Source organism: Streptomyces sp. NPDC051452 (genome assembly GCF_044454765.1).
In the GTDB taxonomy this organism is placed as follows: Bacteria; Actinomycetota; Actinomycetes; order Streptomycetales; family Streptomycetaceae; genus Streptomyces.
In genome coordinates this window covers 1-14,880 of record NZ_JBITEB010000032.1, presented here as the reverse complement: position 1 = coordinate 14,880, position 14,880 = coordinate 1, and the positions used below count along the sequence as shown (strand labels likewise).

General features: G+C 74.2%; 13 protein-coding genes and 1 other RNA gene. 6 read left to right on the top strand and 8 right to left on the bottom strand.

The annotated features are described in order from the left end of the window. Positions 1-590: 590 nt before the first annotated feature. An RNA gene (gene rnpB, locus ACIBA9_RS37700) (RNase P RNA component class A) lies at positions 591-994 on the bottom strand. 309 nt (positions 995-1,303) lie between these two features. Then, positions 1,304-2,773: an RNB domain-containing ribonuclease gene (locus ACIBA9_RS37695; RefSeq protein WP_399370219.1), complete on the bottom strand. Its 1,470-nt coding sequence runs from the start codon at positions 2,771-2,773 to the stop codon at positions 1,304-1,306. 75 nt (positions 2,774-2,848) lie between these two features. Here ACIBA9_RS37695 and yaaA point away from each other — a divergent pair, with 75 nt between their 5' ends. Then, positions 2,849-3,631 (top strand): peroxide stress protein YaaA, encoded by a 783-nt coding sequence (gene yaaA / locus ACIBA9_RS37690; RefSeq protein WP_399370224.1) that lies wholly within the window; start codon positions 2,849-2,851, stop codon positions 3,629-3,631. A gap of 77 nt (positions 3,632-3,708) precedes the next feature. Then, entirely contained in the window at positions 3,709-4,371 is a 663-nt protein-coding gene (eda, locus tag ACIBA9_RS37685) for a bifunctional 4-hydroxy-2-oxoglutarate aldolase/2-dehydro-3-deoxy-phosphogluconate aldolase (protein ID WP_399370217.1), read from the top strand. On the opposite strand, the gene ACIBA9_RS37680 is transcribed toward eda, so the two are convergent. Genes ACIBA9_RS37680 through ACIBA9_RS37670 form a run of 3 tightly spaced genes read right to left on the bottom strand, consistent with a single transcriptional unit; the run spans position 4,343 to position 7,400 of the window. Continuing rightward, the gene (locus ACIBA9_RS37680) at positions 4,343-5,809 is read right to left on the bottom strand and encodes a bifunctional RNase H/acid phosphatase (RefSeq protein ID WP_399370215.1); all 1,467 of its coding nucleotides are present in this window, start codon (positions 5,807-5,809) and stop codon (positions 4,343-4,345) included. The two genes, eda and ACIBA9_RS37680, sit on opposite strands and share 29 nt — an antisense overlap. A gap of 11 nt (positions 5,810-5,820) precedes the next feature. After that, entirely contained in the window at positions 5,821-6,564 is a 744-nt protein-coding gene (locus tag ACIBA9_RS37675) for a zinc ribbon domain-containing protein (protein ID WP_399370221.1), read from the bottom strand. Continuing rightward, positions 6,561-7,400: a Nif3-like dinuclear metal center hexameric protein gene (locus ACIBA9_RS37670; protein ID WP_362157218.1), complete on the bottom strand. Its 840-nt coding sequence runs from the start codon at positions 7,398-7,400 to the stop codon at positions 6,561-6,563. The genes ACIBA9_RS37675 and ACIBA9_RS37670 overlap by 4 nt, the downstream gene beginning before the upstream one ends. Positions 7,401-7,624: 224 nt before the next feature. On the opposite strand from ACIBA9_RS37670, the gene ACIBA9_RS37665 reads away from it, so the two are divergent. Both ACIBA9_RS37665 and ACIBA9_RS37660 read left to right on the top strand, forming a co-directional pair. Beyond that, on the top strand, positions 7,625-8,818 hold the full coding sequence (locus ACIBA9_RS37665) for a hypothetical protein (RefSeq protein ID WP_399370213.1): 1,194 nt from the start codon (positions 7,625-7,627) through the stop codon (positions 8,816-8,818). Between the two features lie 96 nt (positions 8,819-8,914). Beyond that, positions 8,915-9,106: a hypothetical protein gene (locus ACIBA9_RS37660; protein ID WP_362157213.1), complete on the top strand. Its 192-nt coding sequence runs from the start codon at positions 8,915-8,917 to the stop codon at positions 9,104-9,106. 48 nt (positions 9,107-9,154) lie between these two features. Here the strand turns inward: ACIBA9_RS37660 and ACIBA9_RS37655 are convergent, their stop codons facing one another. The 3 genes from ACIBA9_RS37655 to ACIBA9_RS37645 form a co-directional block, all read right to left on the bottom strand. Then, entirely contained in the window at positions 9,155-10,099 is a 945-nt protein-coding gene (locus ACIBA9_RS37655; protein WP_399370210.1) for a 3-oxoacyl-ACP reductase, read from the bottom strand. A 12-nt stretch (positions 10,100-10,111) separates the two neighbouring features. Then, positions 10,112-11,188: a Zn-dependent alcohol dehydrogenase gene (locus ACIBA9_RS37650; RefSeq protein ID WP_399370208.1), complete on the bottom strand. Its 1,077-nt coding sequence runs from the start codon at positions 11,186-11,188 to the stop codon at positions 10,112-10,114. Positions 11,189-11,306: 118 nt separating this feature from the next. Next, entirely contained in the window at positions 11,307-12,164 is an 858-nt protein-coding gene (locus ACIBA9_RS37645) for a MaoC/PaaZ C-terminal domain-containing protein (RefSeq protein WP_399370206.1), read from the bottom strand. 343 nt (positions 12,165-12,507) lie between these two features. Between ACIBA9_RS37645 and ACIBA9_RS37640 the strand changes: the two genes are divergently transcribed. Together ACIBA9_RS37640 and ACIBA9_RS37635 are read left to right on the top strand one after the other, a co-directional pair. Continuing rightward, positions 12,508-13,788: a sensor histidine kinase gene (locus ACIBA9_RS37640; protein WP_399370205.1), complete on the top strand. Its 1,281-nt coding sequence runs from the start codon at positions 12,508-12,510 to the stop codon at positions 13,786-13,788. 80 nt (positions 13,789-13,868) lie between these two features. Then, complete coding sequence (locus ACIBA9_RS37635) at positions 13,869-14,510, top strand: response regulator (protein ID WP_399370203.1); 642 nt, start codon at positions 13,869-13,871, stop codon at positions 14,508-14,510. The last annotated feature ends 370 nt before the right edge of the window (positions 14,511-14,880 follow it).

Genomic DNA, 14,880 nt, shown 5'->3' with positions numbered 1-14,880 from the left:
AACTCCCGTTGATAGCAATGCATCAACGACGCAGAACGCTCACGGTGACGCTCGTTGCAGACAGAGAATCGAGGGGCTCACGCCCCGCTGATAACAGGCGGTCCGTAGAACACAAGCTGCTTCTCGTCTCACAGCAGGTCGCGCACCTCGCGCAGGCACGAAACGCTGCGCACGTTGAGGCGCTCCGTGAGCGGCTGATCCGGTTCGGTGCGTTTCAGCTTCCGACGGGCGGTGAGAGCCGGCAGTTCTACACTGCCTCCCACTCGTAGCTGGTGTCCTGCCAGTCGACGGGCTGTCGGAGGTTGGACCGCCCGCCCTCAGACGACTAGCCGCTCCGCGGCTCCTGTGACCGAAGACGACCGATCCACCGCCGCCGGATCACCCCACACCACCCGGAAGCACCGAGTAATAGCTACGAGAAGGTGAGCCAGCCCCGCCGACGCCAACCCACGAGGCGCGGCTACTTTTCTGGCTCCGTATGTAGCCGTGCGATCCGGTTTGAACCCGTGCGGACCGGGGCCAGCAAGGGCCGCCACACGCGAGAAAGCGGGGTCTGACCTGCGCTTTCGCTGGCTACAAGCCCTAGGCGGCAGACGAGCCGGGCTGTACGCCGGGTTCTGTTCCCCGGTGCCCTCGCGGGCGCCGGGGCGACGGCCATCCATCTAGGACCGGCGTTGCCGCCGGCCTCGTGCGGTCTACCCGCGGACTCGGGCGGGCAGCCCTCGAACGTCCGCGCAGGGCGCTTTTCACGGCGCCCCTCTTGACCTTGCTCCGGGTGGGGTTTACCTAGCTGCCCAGGTCGCCCTGGGCACTGGTGGTCTCTTACACCACCGTTTCACCCTTACCGAGGACCGAGGTCCCCGGCGGTCTGCTTTCTGTGGCACTGTCCCGCGGGTCACCCCGGGTGGCCGTTAGCCACCACCCTGCCCTGTGGAGCCCGGACGTTCCTCGGGAAGCCCCCTAGGGGACTCCACGCGGCCGCCCGCCCGGCTCGTCTGCCGTATCGACCATGGTACCGGGCGCGCGACGCCCCGCGGACCCGGCCGCGACCGGACAGGTCCGGGACGCCCGCCTCGGCCGGCGCATCGCCTGGACCCCTCCGACGGCACCCGGCTCGCGGACCGTCCGCGCCGCGGCCGCGCCCCGCCGCCCGAGCTCGCCGACGGCCCCCGGCTGCGCGCCCGCGCCCAGGGCCGCGGCGGCCCGCTCCAGGACCTCGCGTTCACCTGCCTGGAACGAGCCGACTTCGCCGAGCCCGGGTGCGCCGGCCCGGGGCCCCCGCGCGGGCCGGCGCGCACCGCGCTCACGCCGGGGTGAACGCGATGCTCGCCTTCGCCGGGTCGGCCTCGGTCAGCCGGACCCGCAGGCGTTCGCCGAGCGGCAGCCGCTCGCCCTCGATACGGCCGATGACCGCCGGGGTGCGCACCTGTACGGTCCCCAGGGTCGGCCGGTGCTCGTCGACGTCCACCACACAGCCGTCGAAGACGTCCCCGACCCGGTCCTTGAGCAGGACGGCCTCGACGATCTCCACGCACGCCCGCTCGGCCGTGGCCGCGCGCTGGGCGCCCTCGGCCATCTCGCGGGGCAGCGCGTCGAGGGCGGCGGACACCCACTCGGGCGGGGCCCGGCCGGCGACGGCCGCCAGGCAGAGCTCGGAGGAGTAGCGGTCGACCAGCCGGCGCAGCGGCGCGGTGCAGTGGGTGTAGGGGGCGGCGACGGCGGCGTGCGTGGTGAGCGCGGGTGGCACCCCGCCGCGGAAGGGGGTGTACCGCGCTCCGCGCAGCAGCGTCGTGCACTCCTGGAGGAAGGCCGCGTGGCGCGGGTCCCGCTGATCGAGCCCGCGGATCAGGGCCACGTACGACACGTGGTGCGGCCAGTCGATGCGCAGGGCGGCCGCGGTACGGCGCAGCCGGGCCACGTCTCCCAGTCTCCCGTTCGCCTGGGCGGGGGCGGCCCCGCCGGGCAGGACGGACGGCAGCGTCCGCAGGATGCCGGTGCCCTGGGCGAGCATCAGTCCGGCGGCGGCCATGCCGGTGAGCAGGGAGAGCTGGGCGTTCCAGCCGTCGGCGGGCAGGGGGGCGCGATAGCTCAGCTCGTAGGTGTGGTCGTGCTCGGTGATCTGCTGCTCGGGAACGTCGAGGGAGATGCCGCCCCGCTCGGCCTCCAGCCGCTCCCGCGCCCTGCCGATCTCCTCGAGCAGCGCGACGGGTTCCTCGGCCGTACCCGCGTCGATGTCCTTCTGCACGCCCGCGTAGTGGAGCTTGGCGCGGCTGCGGACCAGGGCCCGGCGCACGTCGACGGCGGTGGTCCGGCCCTCCGCGTCCAGGTCGATCGTCCACAGCACGGCCGGCCGGGTCCTGTCGGGCAGCAGGCTGGCCGCGCCCTCGCTGAGCACGGTGGGGTGCAGCGGCACCTTCTCGTCGGGGAAGTACAGGGTGTTGACCCGGCGGTGCGCCTCGGCGTCCAGGGCTTCGCCGGGGGCGACGAAGGCGGCGACGTCGGCGATGGCGTACCGGACCCGGTAGCCGGTGCGCCGCCGGGACAGGTGGGTGGCCTGGTCCAGGTCGGCGGAGGCGGGCGGGTCCAGGGTGAAGAAGGGGATGTCCGTCGCGTCGTACGACGGCAGGACAGGCGCTCTCGCCGCCCGCTCGGCCTCCGCGGCGGCCTCCGGGGGAAAGCGGCCGGGTGTGCCGAGCGTGGCGCGCAGGGCGGTCAGCGCGGCCCGGACGGGTGCCTCGGCGGCGCCGGTCACACGGATCTCGCGGCGGGGCATACAGCGAGCGTAGGCCGGGGCCGGGCCGGGGGCACGCCGTACCCTGGCGCGGAGGTCTACGTGAAGGAGTACGTGTTGCTGGTCCTGCTGCCGCCCTCGGAAGGCAAGGCGAACTCGGGCGAGGGCGCCCCGCTGGAGCCGGGGTCGTTGTCGTCGCCGGGGCTGTCCGCCGCGCGCGAGGCCGTGCTGACCGAGCTGGTCGAGCTGTGCGCGGGCGACGAGGAGAAGGCGCGCGAGGTGCTCGGGCTGAGCGAGGGGCTGCGCGGCGAGGTCGCCAAGAACGCCGGGCTGCGGACGGCGGGCGCCCGGCCGGCCGGGGAGATCTACACCGGTGTCCTCTACGACGCCCTCGGCCTGGCCACGCTGGACGCGGCGGCCCGGCGGCGCGCGGCGGACTCGCTGCTGGTCTTCTCCGGGCTGTGGGGCGCGGTGCGCGTGACGGACCGGATCCCCTCCTACCGCTGCTCGATGGGCGTCAAGCTGCCGGGGCTCGGCGCGCTGGCCGGGCACTGGCGCGCGCCGATGGCCGAGGTGCTGCCCGAGGCGGCCGGGGACGGCCTGGTGCTGGACCTGCGTTCCGCCGCGTACGCGGCCGCCTGGCGGCCCCAGGGCGAGGTCGCGGAGCGGACGGCGACCGTGCGGGTCCTGCACGCGCCGACGCGGAAGGTCGTCAGCCACTTCAACAAGGCGACCAAGGGCCGGATGGTACGGGGCCTGCTGTCGGCCGGCGCCGCCCCGGCAGACCCCGCCGAGCTGGTGGAGGCGCTGCGGGAGCTCGGGTACACCGTGGAGACGCGGGTGCCGGGCAAGGCGGGCAAGACGTGGTCGTTGGATGTGCTGGTGGACGAGATCCACTGAGCCGGTGAGCCGGCGAACGCGTTGCACCATGCGCAACGCTCATTGCGTGGAGTGTGCCCGGTGGGCACGATGTGGGCATGACCTCACCGCTGCCCTCGTCCCCGGCTGCCTCCGTGCTGGATCTCGCGCCCGTCGTGCCCGTGGTGGTGCTGTCCGACGCCACCCACGCCGTACCGCTCGCGCGGGCCCTGGTGGCCGGGGGACTGCCCGCGATCGAGGTGACCTTGCGGACCCCGGCCGCGCTGGAGGGGATTCGGGCGATCGCCGCCGGGGTACCGGGGGCCGTGGTCGGCGCGGGCACGGTGATCACGGCGGAGCAGGTGGGCGCGTGCGTCGCGGCCGGGGCGCGGTTCCTGGTCAGCCCGGGGTGGACCGACGCGCTGCTGACCGCGATGCGCGGGTCCGGGGTGCCGTTCCTGCCCGGGGTGTCGACCACCTCGGAGGTCGTCGCGCTGCTGGAGCGCGGGGTGCGGGAGATGAAGTTCTTCCCGGCGCAGGCGGCGGGCGGCACGGCCTATCTGAGGTCCCTGGCCGGTCCCTTGCCGCAGGCCCGCTTCTGCCCCACGGGCGGGATCGGCCCCGCGACCGCTCCCGAGTATCTGGCGCTGCCCAACGTCGGTTGCGTCGGCGGTAGTTGGATGGTCCCGGCGGACGCGGTGGCCGCCGGTGACTGGGCCCGGATCGAGCGACTGGCGCGAGCCGCCGCCGGCCTCAGGGACGCAGGTGGGACGTGTCGTTGAACAGCCGGACGCTTGCGTTGCCGTCCGCGTAGTACGCCACCGCCGACACCGAGGCCGCCGAGAGCTCCATGCGGAACAGGGACTCGGTGGGGGCACCGAGCGCGAGCCGCACGAACGTCTTGATCGGGGTGACGTGGGTGACCAGCAGGACCGTCCGGCCGGCGTAGGCGGCGACCAGTCTGTCCCGGGTGGCGGCGATCCGGGTGGCCGTCTCGGCGAAGCTCTCGCCGCCACCGGTGGGACGGGCCTCCGGGTCGGCGAGCCAGGCGTTCAGGTCGTCCGGGTGGCGCTCGCGGACCTCGCCGAAGGTCAGCCCCTCCCAGGCGCCGAAGTCCGTCTCGCGCAACCCCTCCTCGACCGTCACGCCCAGGTTCAGACGGGCGGCGACGATCGCGGCGGTCTCGCGGGTGCGGGCGAGGGGGGAGGCGACGACGGCCTGGACGGTGCCACGCCGGGCCAGCGCCTCGGCCACCCGGCGCGCCTGCTCCCGGCCCACCTCGGAGAGCGAGGGATCCGTGCCCCCGCTCCCGGAGAACCGCTTCTGCGGAGTCAGCGGGGTCTCGCCGTGCCGAAGCAGTACGAAGGTGGCGGGCGCCCCCAGATCCGGGGCCGCGCTCCAGCCGGGCGCCGAGGGGCGGGTCCGCACGCCACCGCCACTCGCGACCGCGGGGGCCGCTTCAGCCGTGTCAGGCGCGTCAGCCGTCTCAGCGGCACCAGGCGCGTCAGGCGTGTCAGGCGTCTGCGCAGTGTCGATGTCGGCCGTCTCGGCAGCCCCAGCTGTCCCAGCTGCCCCCTCGACCGCCTCGGCTGCCCCTGTCGCGTCTCCGGTCGCCCCGGCTACCGCCGCCGTCGCGTTCCGGCCCTGTGCCACGGCACCGCGCTCCCCCGATGCCGCCGTCCGGCCGCGGGTCAGTGCCGCCCGGGCCGCTGCCGCGCCTGCCGCCGCGTCGCCGGGCGGCCCGGCGGGTTCGGGGACGGCCGGCGGGGTGTCCAGGGCGGCCCGGGAGCGCGCCGGCGACCACGGCTCGCCCTTCGCTCCCGCGTCCATCGCCTCGTTGGCCAGGCGGTCGGCGTGCTTGTTGCGGTCGCGGGGGATCCACTCGTAGGTGACCCGGCCGGGCGGGAAGACGGCCCGTGCCTGGGTCGCCAGCGGCTTCATGTCGGGGTGCTTGATCTTCCAGCGGCCCGACATCTGCTCGACGACCAGCTTGGAGTCCATGCGGACGTGGACCGCCGCGCCGGGGTCCAGCGCGTGCGCGGCGCGCAGGCCGGCGAGGAGGCCCCGGTACTCGGCCACGTTGTTCGTGGCGACGCCGAGGTACTCGGCCGCCTCCGCGAGGGTCTCCCCCGTCGCCGCGTCGCTCACCACGGCGCCGTAGCCGGCCGGCCCCGGGTTGCCCCGCGAGCCGCCGTCGGCCTCGACGATGAACTCCCGCACCCCAGGGCCCCCTACAGGCCCGACTCGGACGTACGCACCAGGATGCGGCGGCAGTTCTCACAGCGGACCACCGTGTCCGGCGCGGCCGCGCGGATCTCGCTCAGCTCGGTGATGGCCAGCTCCTGGCGGCAGCCCTGACAGGTGCGGGCGTACAGCCTGGCCGCGCCGATGCCGCCCTGCTGCGCGCGCAGCTTGTCGTAGAGAGCCAGCAGGTCCGCGGGGACGGAACCGGCGATGACCTCGCGCTCCTTGGTCACCGAGGCGATCTCGCCGTCGATCTCCTCGAACGCGGCGTCCCGGCGGCCGGTCGCGTCGTCGATCTTGCCCTGGACGGAACCGACCCGCTCGGTCAGCTCGGCCACCCGCTCCTGGGCGGCCTCACGGCGCTCCATGACCTCCAGGACCACGTCCTCCAGGTCGCCCTGCCGCTTGGCGAGGGAGGCGATCTCGTGCTGGAGGTTGGACAGGTCCTTCGGCGAGGTGACCGCGCCGGAGTCCAGGCGCTGCTGGTCGCGGGTGGCGCGCTGGCGCACCTGGTCCACGTCCTGCTCGGCCTTGGTCTGCTCGCGGGCGGTGTCGCTCTCCTCGGTCTGCGCGGCCACCAGCAGGTCGCGCAGCTGCGTGAGGTCCTTGTTCAGCGACTCGATCTCGGCGTGCTCCGGCAGGGACCTCCGCCGGTGCGCGAGCTGCTGCAGGCGGACGTCGAGGGCCTGGACGTCGAGGAGTCGGATCTGGTCGGCGGGCGCGGCGTTCAGTTGGGGGCTCCAAGTGAAGGGGAATGGCTGGTCCATGGGTCGGTGACCGTCTTCGAGACGTGTACGCGCAGGTCCCAGCCGTGGCGGTCGGAGATTTCGTCGAGCTGGGCTGCGGCCAGCTCGCACCAGGGCCACTCGGTGGCCCAGTGCGCCGCGTCGAGCAGCGCGAGGGGGCTGTGGGCGACGGCCTCGCTCACCGGGTGGTGGCGCAGGTCGGCGGTGAGGAAGGCGTCGGCACCGGACGCGCGGACCTGGTCGAAGAGGCTGTCGCCGGAGCCGCCGCTGACGGCGACCGTGCGGACGACGGCCTCGGGGTCGCCGGCCACCCGGATGCCCTGCGCGGTGGCCGGCAGCCGTTCGGCGGCGCGGGCCGCCAGTTCGCGCACGGTGAGCGGGTGGTCGAGTTCGCAGACCCGGCCAAGGCCCCGGCGGCCCTCGGGGTCGGCGGGGTCCGGCAGGAGGGGCCGTACGACACGCAGGCCGAGGGCGCCGGCGAGGGCGTCCGAGACGCCCGGGTCGGCACTGTCGGCGTTGGTGTGGGCGACGTGCAGCGCGATGTCGTGCTTGACCAGGGTGTGCACGATCCGGCCCTTGAAGGTGGAGGCCGCGACCGTGGTCGTCCCGCGCAGATACAGCGGATGGTGGGTGACCAGCAGGTCGGCGCCGAGCCTCACGGCCTCGTCGACGATCTCCCCTACGGGGTCGACGGCGAACAGGACCCGGGTGACCTCCTGGTCGGGGTCTCCCACGACCGTGCCGACCGCGTCCCAGGACTCGGCCCACTCGGCGGGCCACAGGGTCTCCAGCGCGGCGATGACTTCAGACAGACGGGGCACGGGGAAAAGGCTACCTGGCTGTTCGCCGGGGCCGTACCGGGTCCGGCCCGGGCCGTTCCCGGCCGGCCGCCGAGCCGGCGGTCCCCCGGGGCCCCGTTCAGCACAACGCTCCCGCTCTCCACCGAAGAATCGCTTCTGCGCCACCCTTACGTGTGAAGCGGGAGACGGCCGGTCCCACGCCCGCGCGTGCGAAAACTAGCTTCGTCGCCGGAGGTGACCGAACCATGACGGCCTGTGCGATCGAACCCCCTTCGACCGAGGGTCCCGGCGCGGACGGCGGCGGTCCGGCGGCGGCGTGCGTCCTCACGGTGGACGGCGCGTACGGCGCCCGGCTCGCGCTGGACGGTGACTCCTGGTTCCCCGAGCGCTGGACGCTCGACGGCCCGGAGCCGTACGCGGTGCCGCTGCCCGGCAACCAGCCGGAGGAGCCCGGCACCGAGGTGCAGCCGCTGGGCGACGGCCGGGTGCTGATCCACCGGCTGGCGGAGCGACGGCACCTCTTCTCGCTGCTGTATCCGACCGGTCCCGCTACCGGCGAGCTGCCGCTGGGCGGGGTGGAGTGCCCCGGGTCCGGCGACCGGCTCACGCTGCTGCCGCCGGCGCCGGGAGGCTTGCGGGCCTACGCCCTCGCCGTCGGCCCGCGTTCCAGCGTGGTGTGGCTGGTGGCGGGCGGGGCGTTCGGGCCGGAACGGCTCGCCGAGGTGCCGGGGCGCTGCTCGGGCGGGGGCTGGCTGGACGGCGCCGGGCGGATGCTGGCGCTCGACCGGGAGCTGGACGGATGCACCAAGACGGTCGTGGTGGACCTGGAGCGCGGCGAGGTCTCGCCCCTGCTGCAGATCGCGGAGCACAGCGACGACCGGTTGCTGCTCGCCGACCCCGACAGCGGGCTGCTGCTGATCTCCTCCGACGCGCCCTCGCCGGGGCAGGAACGATTGGGCTGGGGCGTCGTCGGCAGCACGCTGCCGGTGCGCTTCCCGGAGTGCCTGCGTCTGCCGGACCGCGCGGTGACGCCGTTCGCCATCCAGCCGGGGCAGGTGCTGATGCCGGAGAACTGCGGGGTGGCGCTGCGCGTGGACGGCGCGTTCGGCACCTGGGTGGGCATCTGGCGCCCGGCCGAGCGGCGGTTGACGTATCTGCCGGTGCCCGAGGGATGGCTGGCGGGCACCGGACTGTGGACGCGGGAAGGGGCGCTCCGGCTGCCGTACGCCACCCGGGACACTCCGTGCGGTGTGCTGGAACTCCCCGCGTTCCAGGGGGAGTCGAGGACGGCGGGCGGGCAGGGCCCGGCCTTGGAAGGCGCCCCCGCCAAGGTGCCCGAGGCGCCCGGGCAAGCTCCGGAACCGAGCCCTGCGCAGCCGCTGCCGGCGCGCCCGGTACCGCTGCAGCAGGCGCCCCTGGGACGTCTTGTAACGAAGTAGTGCCGGTCGGCGTGTGCGCCTGGATTCGGCCCGTGGTCCGCCGGTTACACTCGCTCGGCTGTACGAAAGATCATGTTGACGGGGTGAATACGTCCGATGAGCGACACCAGCACGATGGAGAAGCTGTCCACCGACTCCTACGGGTCCACCGGGTCCTACGGGTCCCTCGACGCCTACGGTTCCGGCCACGGCCGGCACCGGGGGCAGGTCGCGGCCCAGGAGAACGAGGCGGCACCGCACGGCCGGCACCGCAAGCCGGCCCAGGAGAGGCCCGAGGCCGCTGCCTGACGGACCACGGCGGAGGAGGGGGTGCCCGACCGGCACCCCCTCTTCCCGTTACCGGACCTCCCGCTTGAGTCCCAGCACCTCCGCCGCCGCGAAGGTCTCCCCCGGCGGCCGGTCCGCGTAGTGCGGGGTGAGCAGCGCGTCCAGCTCGTCGTAGGTGAAGGTCTCCTTCTCGCTGTCGAACCTCACCCGCACCCGGGGCCGTTCCATGACGGCGACCAGGCCGCCGTGGACCACGAGCAGCTGGCCGTTGACCCGGGCGGCGGCCGGTGAGGCCAGGTAGCCGACGAGCGGGGCCACATGCTCGGGGGCGAGCGGATCGATCCCCTGCGCCGGGGTCGCGAAGCCCGCGAAGACGTCCTCGGTCATCCGGGTCCGGGCGCGCGGGCAGATCGCGTTGGCCGTGACGCCGTACTTGGCGAGGGCGAGGGCGGTGGAGGTGGTGAGACCGACGATCCCGCCCTTCGCCGCCGCGTAGTTGGGCTGGCCCGCCGAGCCGGCGAGGAACGCCTCCGAGGAGGTGTTCACGATCCGCCCGTACACCGCCGCCCCGGCCGCCTTCGACCGGTCCCGCCAGTGCGCGGCGGCGAAGCGCGTGGTGTTGAAGTGGCCCTTGAGGTGGACGCGGATCACCGTGTCCCACTCGTCCTCGGTCATGGAGAAGACCATGCGGTCGCGCAGGATGCCGGCGTTGTTGACGAGGACGTCCAGCGCGCCGAACTCGCCGACGGCCAGCTCGATCAGGGCGCGGGCCTGCTGGAAGTCGGCGATGTCCCCGGTGTGCGCGACGGCCCGGCCGCCCAGGTCCCGGATCTCGGCGGCGACCCGCTCGGCGGGGCCCGCCGAGGCCTCGCCGGTGCCGTCGCGGCCGGGCTGCCCGTAGTCGTTGACGACGACGGCCGCGCCGAGCCGGGCCAGTTCCAGGGCCTCGGCCCGGCCGAGCCCGCGCCCCGCCCCGGTGACGACGGCGGACAGCCCCTCCAGTGGCAGTGACATTCCGCTCCGTCCTCAGATCTCGATGCAGGTACGCAGGGCGGTCCCGGTGCGCATCTGGTCCAGTGCCTCGTTGATCTCCGTCAGCCGTACCCGGTGGGTGATCAGGCCGGCCAGGTCGATGCGGCCGGCCCGCCACAGGGCGATGGTGCGCTCGTAGGAGCGCAGCACGTCCCCGCCGCCGTACATGGACGGCAGGATGCGCTTCTCGTCGAAGAACAGCTCGAACATGCTGAGCCGCAGATGGTCGTCCACGGCGCCGGCGCCCACCACGACGAGGGTGCCGCCGCGGCGGGTGTGCTCGTAGGCGGTGCGGGCCGTGGCGGATCTGCCGACGACCTCGAAGACGTAGTCGAAGCCCTCACCGCCGGTGACCTGCTGCCTGGCGTCGGCCAGCTCCTCGGGCGCGACGGCCCGGGTGGCACCGAACGCCAGCGCGGACTCGCGCCGGGAGGCGACCGGGTCGACGGCGACGATCTCGGCGGCACCCCTCAGCCGCGCCCCCTGGACCGCGGAGATGCCGACGCCCCCGCAGCCGATGACGGCGACCGACGAACCGGCCTGCACATCGGCGGTGTTGAGCGCGGCGCCGAGTCCGGTCGTCACCCCGCAGCCGATCAGCGCGGCGATGTCGAAGGGCACGTCCTCGGGGATGGGCACGGCGCAGCCGGCGTCGACCACGACCTCCTCGGCGAAGGTGCCGGTGCCCGCGAATCCGAAGACGTCACCGCCGGAGCGCTTGAAGTTGGGGGTGCCCGCGTTCATGAACCCGGCCAGGCACAGTTCGGTCTGACCGCGCCGGCAGGCCGGGCAGGCGCCACAGGCGGGCAGCCAGCAGATGACGACGCGGTCGCCGGGCTTCAGGTGCCGTACGCCCTCGCCGGCCTCGATGATCTCGCCGGCGCCCTCGTGGCCGGGTACGAAGGGGGCCGGCTGGGGCAGTACCCCGCTCATCGCCGACAGGTCGGAGTGACACAGCCCGGTGGCGCGCATCCGGACCCGGACCTTGCCGGGGCCGAATCCCACCGCCTCGATGTCGTCGAGGACCTCCAGCTTCTCCTGTCCGATCTCGTGCAGTACGGCTGCGCGCATGGTGCGGCTCCCCTCGAAAGGTGGCTGGACGGATGGCTGTGGGGATGACTGCGGGGCGGGACTGGGGGTGTGAACCGTCGGGTGAGGTGGTGGCATCCGGCCGCCGGGTGTCGCCGGGTCAGGCGTGCTCGACGACGGTGTCGGCGAGGACCGGCGCGTCGTCCCGCTCCACGGCGCTCACCTCGGCCCGCACCCGGCCCTCCTCGCGCCACATGCGGATACGCAGGGTCTCCCCCGGGTGGACGATCCCCGCGAATCGCGTGCGGTAGGCGCGGACCCGGGCCACATCGCCGTCGAGCAGCGTGTCGACGACGGCCTTCAGGGTGATCCCGTAGGTGCACAGCCCGTGCAGGATCGGCCTGTCGAAGCCGGCCAGCTTGGCGAACTCGGGGTCGGCGTGCAGGGGGTTGTAGTCGCCGGACAGTCGGTAGAGCAGGGCCTGGTCCTCGCGGGTCGGCCGCTCGACGACCCGGTCGGGCTCGCCGGCCGGCGGTTCGAGCCGGGTGGAGGGGCCGCGGTCGCCGCCCCAGCCGCCCTCGCCGCGTACGAAGATCTGGGAGTCGCCGGTCCACAGTGGGCCGTCGGCGTCGGCGACCTCGGTGCGCAGGACGAGGACGGCGGCCTTGCCCTTGTCGTGGACGGCGGCGATACGACCGAGGGTGGTGGCGGTGCCGGCCGTGGGGATCGGGCGGTGGATGGTGAGGCTCTGACCGCCGTGCAGGACCTTCGCCAGATCGACCTCGATGCCCGGCAGGGACAGCCCGCTGATCACTCCGGGCGCGCCCGAGCCCGCGACCGTGGCGAAGCTCGGCAGGACGTGCAGCCGGGACTCCAGGGTGTAGCGCAGCTCGTCCGGATCGATGGCGGGGACACCGGCGCCGATACCGAGGTGGTAGAGCTGGACGTCCTTGGGGGTCCAGCAGATCTCGCCGGGCCGGGGTTCGGCGGCGAGGGCCAAGGCTGCGTCGATGGGCATGAGGCTCCTGACGTGGCGAGAGGCGTGGCGACGCGAAGACCCCGGCACGGCCGTCCGCACCGTCGGCCGCACCGAGGTCGCTACGGGCCGATCTAGAACGCGTTCCAGTCCGGCGCCCTCTGTATAGCCCAGTGCACGACAGTTGTGAAGGCACCTGACGCCACGTCAGTTGGGCGGCCGCGGGAGGGGTTTCGGGTGCCCGCGCCGGGTGCCGTGACATTCGTACCGCTCGATTCGCTACACCCGCACCTGCCGCGAGGGCGGCCGGTTTCGTACCGTTCGATTCGTAGCTGTGCCGTCGCACCGCCGGGTGCGCGGCCCATACGATCGGGGGGACGCCGAGATGACATGGTGGCGACGGGTGAGGTGCCAGGCGGCCGCCTGGCAGGTGGAACGGAGACGGTGGCGGGCCGAGCACGAGCGCTTCAAGGCCGCGCGTCGGGCCGCCGGTCGGAGCGGCGGGGACGCGAGCGTCGACCACCCGGGGCCGCCGCCCACCGGGTTCGCCCTGCTGCCCTGGCTGCTGATGGGCCTGGGGTCCTTCTCCAACCTGCTCCAGGGCAAGGCGTCCAACCCCTGGATCGCGGGCCTGGGCCTGCTCAGCTTCAACTCGCTCTACATCTACGTCACCTTCCGCTCCTTCGACCGGGACAAGCGGCGGTCTGTCTCCAGCCGGGTGGCGCTCGCCCTGATGGCGCTGCTCACCACGGGATTCGCCCTCGGCTACGGCGGCAGTTGGCTGATGTTCTTCCCGCTGCTGGGACTCGCGACGGGCGCCACCCTGCGCGGCCCCTGGCTGGGCCGCGCGGGCCTGCTGCTCTCGGCGTTCGCGGCGGCCGTCTGCGGTGTCCGGGGCGGCTGGACGGACGCGGCGAACATCGGGTACGCCACCTTTCTCTCCAGCATGGTGACCGCGGCGATCCTCGGCCTGTCCGAGGCGGTACGGGAACTGCGCGGCGCCCGCGAGGAGTTGGCCGTAAGAGCGGTGGAGAAGGAGCGGCTGCGCTTCTCCCGGGATCTGCACGACCTGCTCGGGCACACCCTGTCGGTGATCGTGGTGAAGTCGGAGGCGGCCAGGCGGCTGGCCCCGCGCGACATGGACGCGGCGCTGACGCAGATCACGGACATCGAGTCGGTGGGCCGGCAGGCGCTCACCGAGATCCGCGAGGCGGTGACCGGTTACCGCGAGGGCAGTCTGGCCACCGAGCTGACCCGGGCCCGCTCGGCGCTGTCCGCGGCGAGCGTGGAGCCGGTGGTCCGGCAGACCGGTTCGCCGCTCGCCCCGCAAGCGGAGGTGCTGCTCGGCTGGGTGGTGCGCGAGGCGGTCACCAACGTGGTCCGGCACAGCGATGCCGGCCGCTGCGAGATCAGCGTCGAGGGCACGGCCGAGCGGGTCCGGCTGACGGTCGCCGACGACGGCACCGGCAAGGCCATCGGTCACCCCCGGGAGGGCATCGGCGGCACCGGTCTGACGGGACTGACCGAGCGCCTGGCGGCGGCGGGCGGCTCCCTGACGGCCGGCCCGTCACCGCTCGGCGGCTTCCGGGTCACCGCCGAACTCCCCGCGGGAGTCGACGAACCGACGGCGGGCACGGCCACCGCCACGGCACTCGGCGCGAACTGACGGGCCCGGCCAGGACGCGCACGGCTTGTGTGTGCCCCGGGCACCCCCCGCGGAACCGCTCGTCGGCCTAACCTGAGCGGATGAACGAGTCGCCCCGGGAGCGTCGGCCCGGCAATCCCGTCCGGATCCTGCTCGCCGAGGACCAGCGCATGATGCGTGGCGCGCTCGCCCTGCTGCTCGGCATGGAGGGGGACTTCGAGGTCGTCGCCCAGTTGTCCTCGGGCGACGGCATCGTGGACGCCGTACTCGCCCACCGGCCGGACGTGGCCCTCCTCGACATCGAACTGCCCGGCGCCAACGGGCTGGACGCGGCGGCCGAGCTGCGGACCCGCGCCCCCGACTGCCGGGTGCTGATCCTGACCACCTTCGGCCGGCCCGGCTATCTGCGCCGGGCGATGGACGCCGGGGCCGCCGGGTTCCTCGTCAAGGACGGCCCGGTGGAGGAGCTGGCCGTGGCGATCCGGCGGGTGCTCGGCGGAGAGACCGTGGTCGATCCGGCGCTCGCCGCCGCCGCGCTCAGCGCCGGGCCGAATCCGCTGACGGCACGCGAGCGCGAGGTGCTGAAGGCGTCGGTGGACGGGGCGACGGTCGCCGACATCGCCGGACGGCTGCATCTGTCCGAGTCGACGGTCCGCAACTACCTGTCCGCGGCGATCGGCAAGACCGGGACCCGCAACCGCGCGGAGGCGGTGCGCGAGGCCCGGCAGCAGGGCTGGCTGTGACCTCGGGCGCCCCTCGCGGCCGCGCCGCCCGTGACCTCGTCGCCACCCGCCCGACGTCGCGAGCGAACGCCCGACTCGCGAGCGAACGCCCGACCCCACCGCCGAACGCCCGGCCTCACCGCCCGCACGCCCGACCCGACCGCCGAACGGCTGACCTCACCGCCCGCACGCCCGACCCGACCGCCGAACGCCCGACCTCACCGCCCGCACGCCCGACCCGACCGCCGAACGCCCGACCTCACCGCCCGCACGCCCGACCCGACCGCCGAACGCCCGACCTCACCGCCCGCACGCCCGACCCGACCGCCGAACGCCCGACCCCACCGCCCGCACGCCCGACCCGACCGCCGAACGCCCGACCCCACCGCCC

Coding starts and splice junctions, on each gene's coding strand:
- ACIBA9_RS37695 (WP_399370219.1), bottom strand. CDS start 2,773: ATGCCCCGCCGCGAGATCCGTGTGACCGGCGCCGCCGAGGCACCCGTC.
- eda (WP_399370217.1), top strand. CDS start 3,709: ATGACCTCACCGCTGCCCTCGTCCCCGGCTGCCTCCGTGCTGGATCTC.
- ACIBA9_RS37665 (WP_399370213.1), top strand. CDS start 7,625: ATGACGGCCTGTGCGATCGAACCCCCTTCGACCGAGGGTCCCGGCGCG.
- ACIBA9_RS37660 (WP_362157213.1), top strand. CDS start 8,915: ATGAGCGACACCAGCACGATGGAGAAGCTGTCCACCGACTCCTACGGG.
- ACIBA9_RS37655 (WP_399370210.1), bottom strand. CDS start 10,099: ATGTCACTGCCACTGGAGGGGCTGTCCGCCGTCGTCACCGGGGCGGGG.
- ACIBA9_RS37650 (WP_399370208.1), bottom strand. CDS start 11,188: ATGCGCGCAGCCGTACTGCACGAGATCGGACAGGAGAAGCTGGAGGTC.
- ACIBA9_RS37645 (WP_399370206.1), bottom strand. CDS start 12,164: ATGCCCATCGACGCAGCCTTGGCCCTCGCCGCCGAACCCCGGCCCGGC.
- ACIBA9_RS37640 (WP_399370205.1), top strand. CDS start 12,508: ATGACATGGTGGCGACGGGTGAGGTGCCAGGCGGCCGCCTGGCAGGTG.
- ACIBA9_RS37635 (WP_399370203.1), top strand. CDS start 13,869: ATGAACGAGTCGCCCCGGGAGCGTCGGCCCGGCAATCCCGTCCGGATC.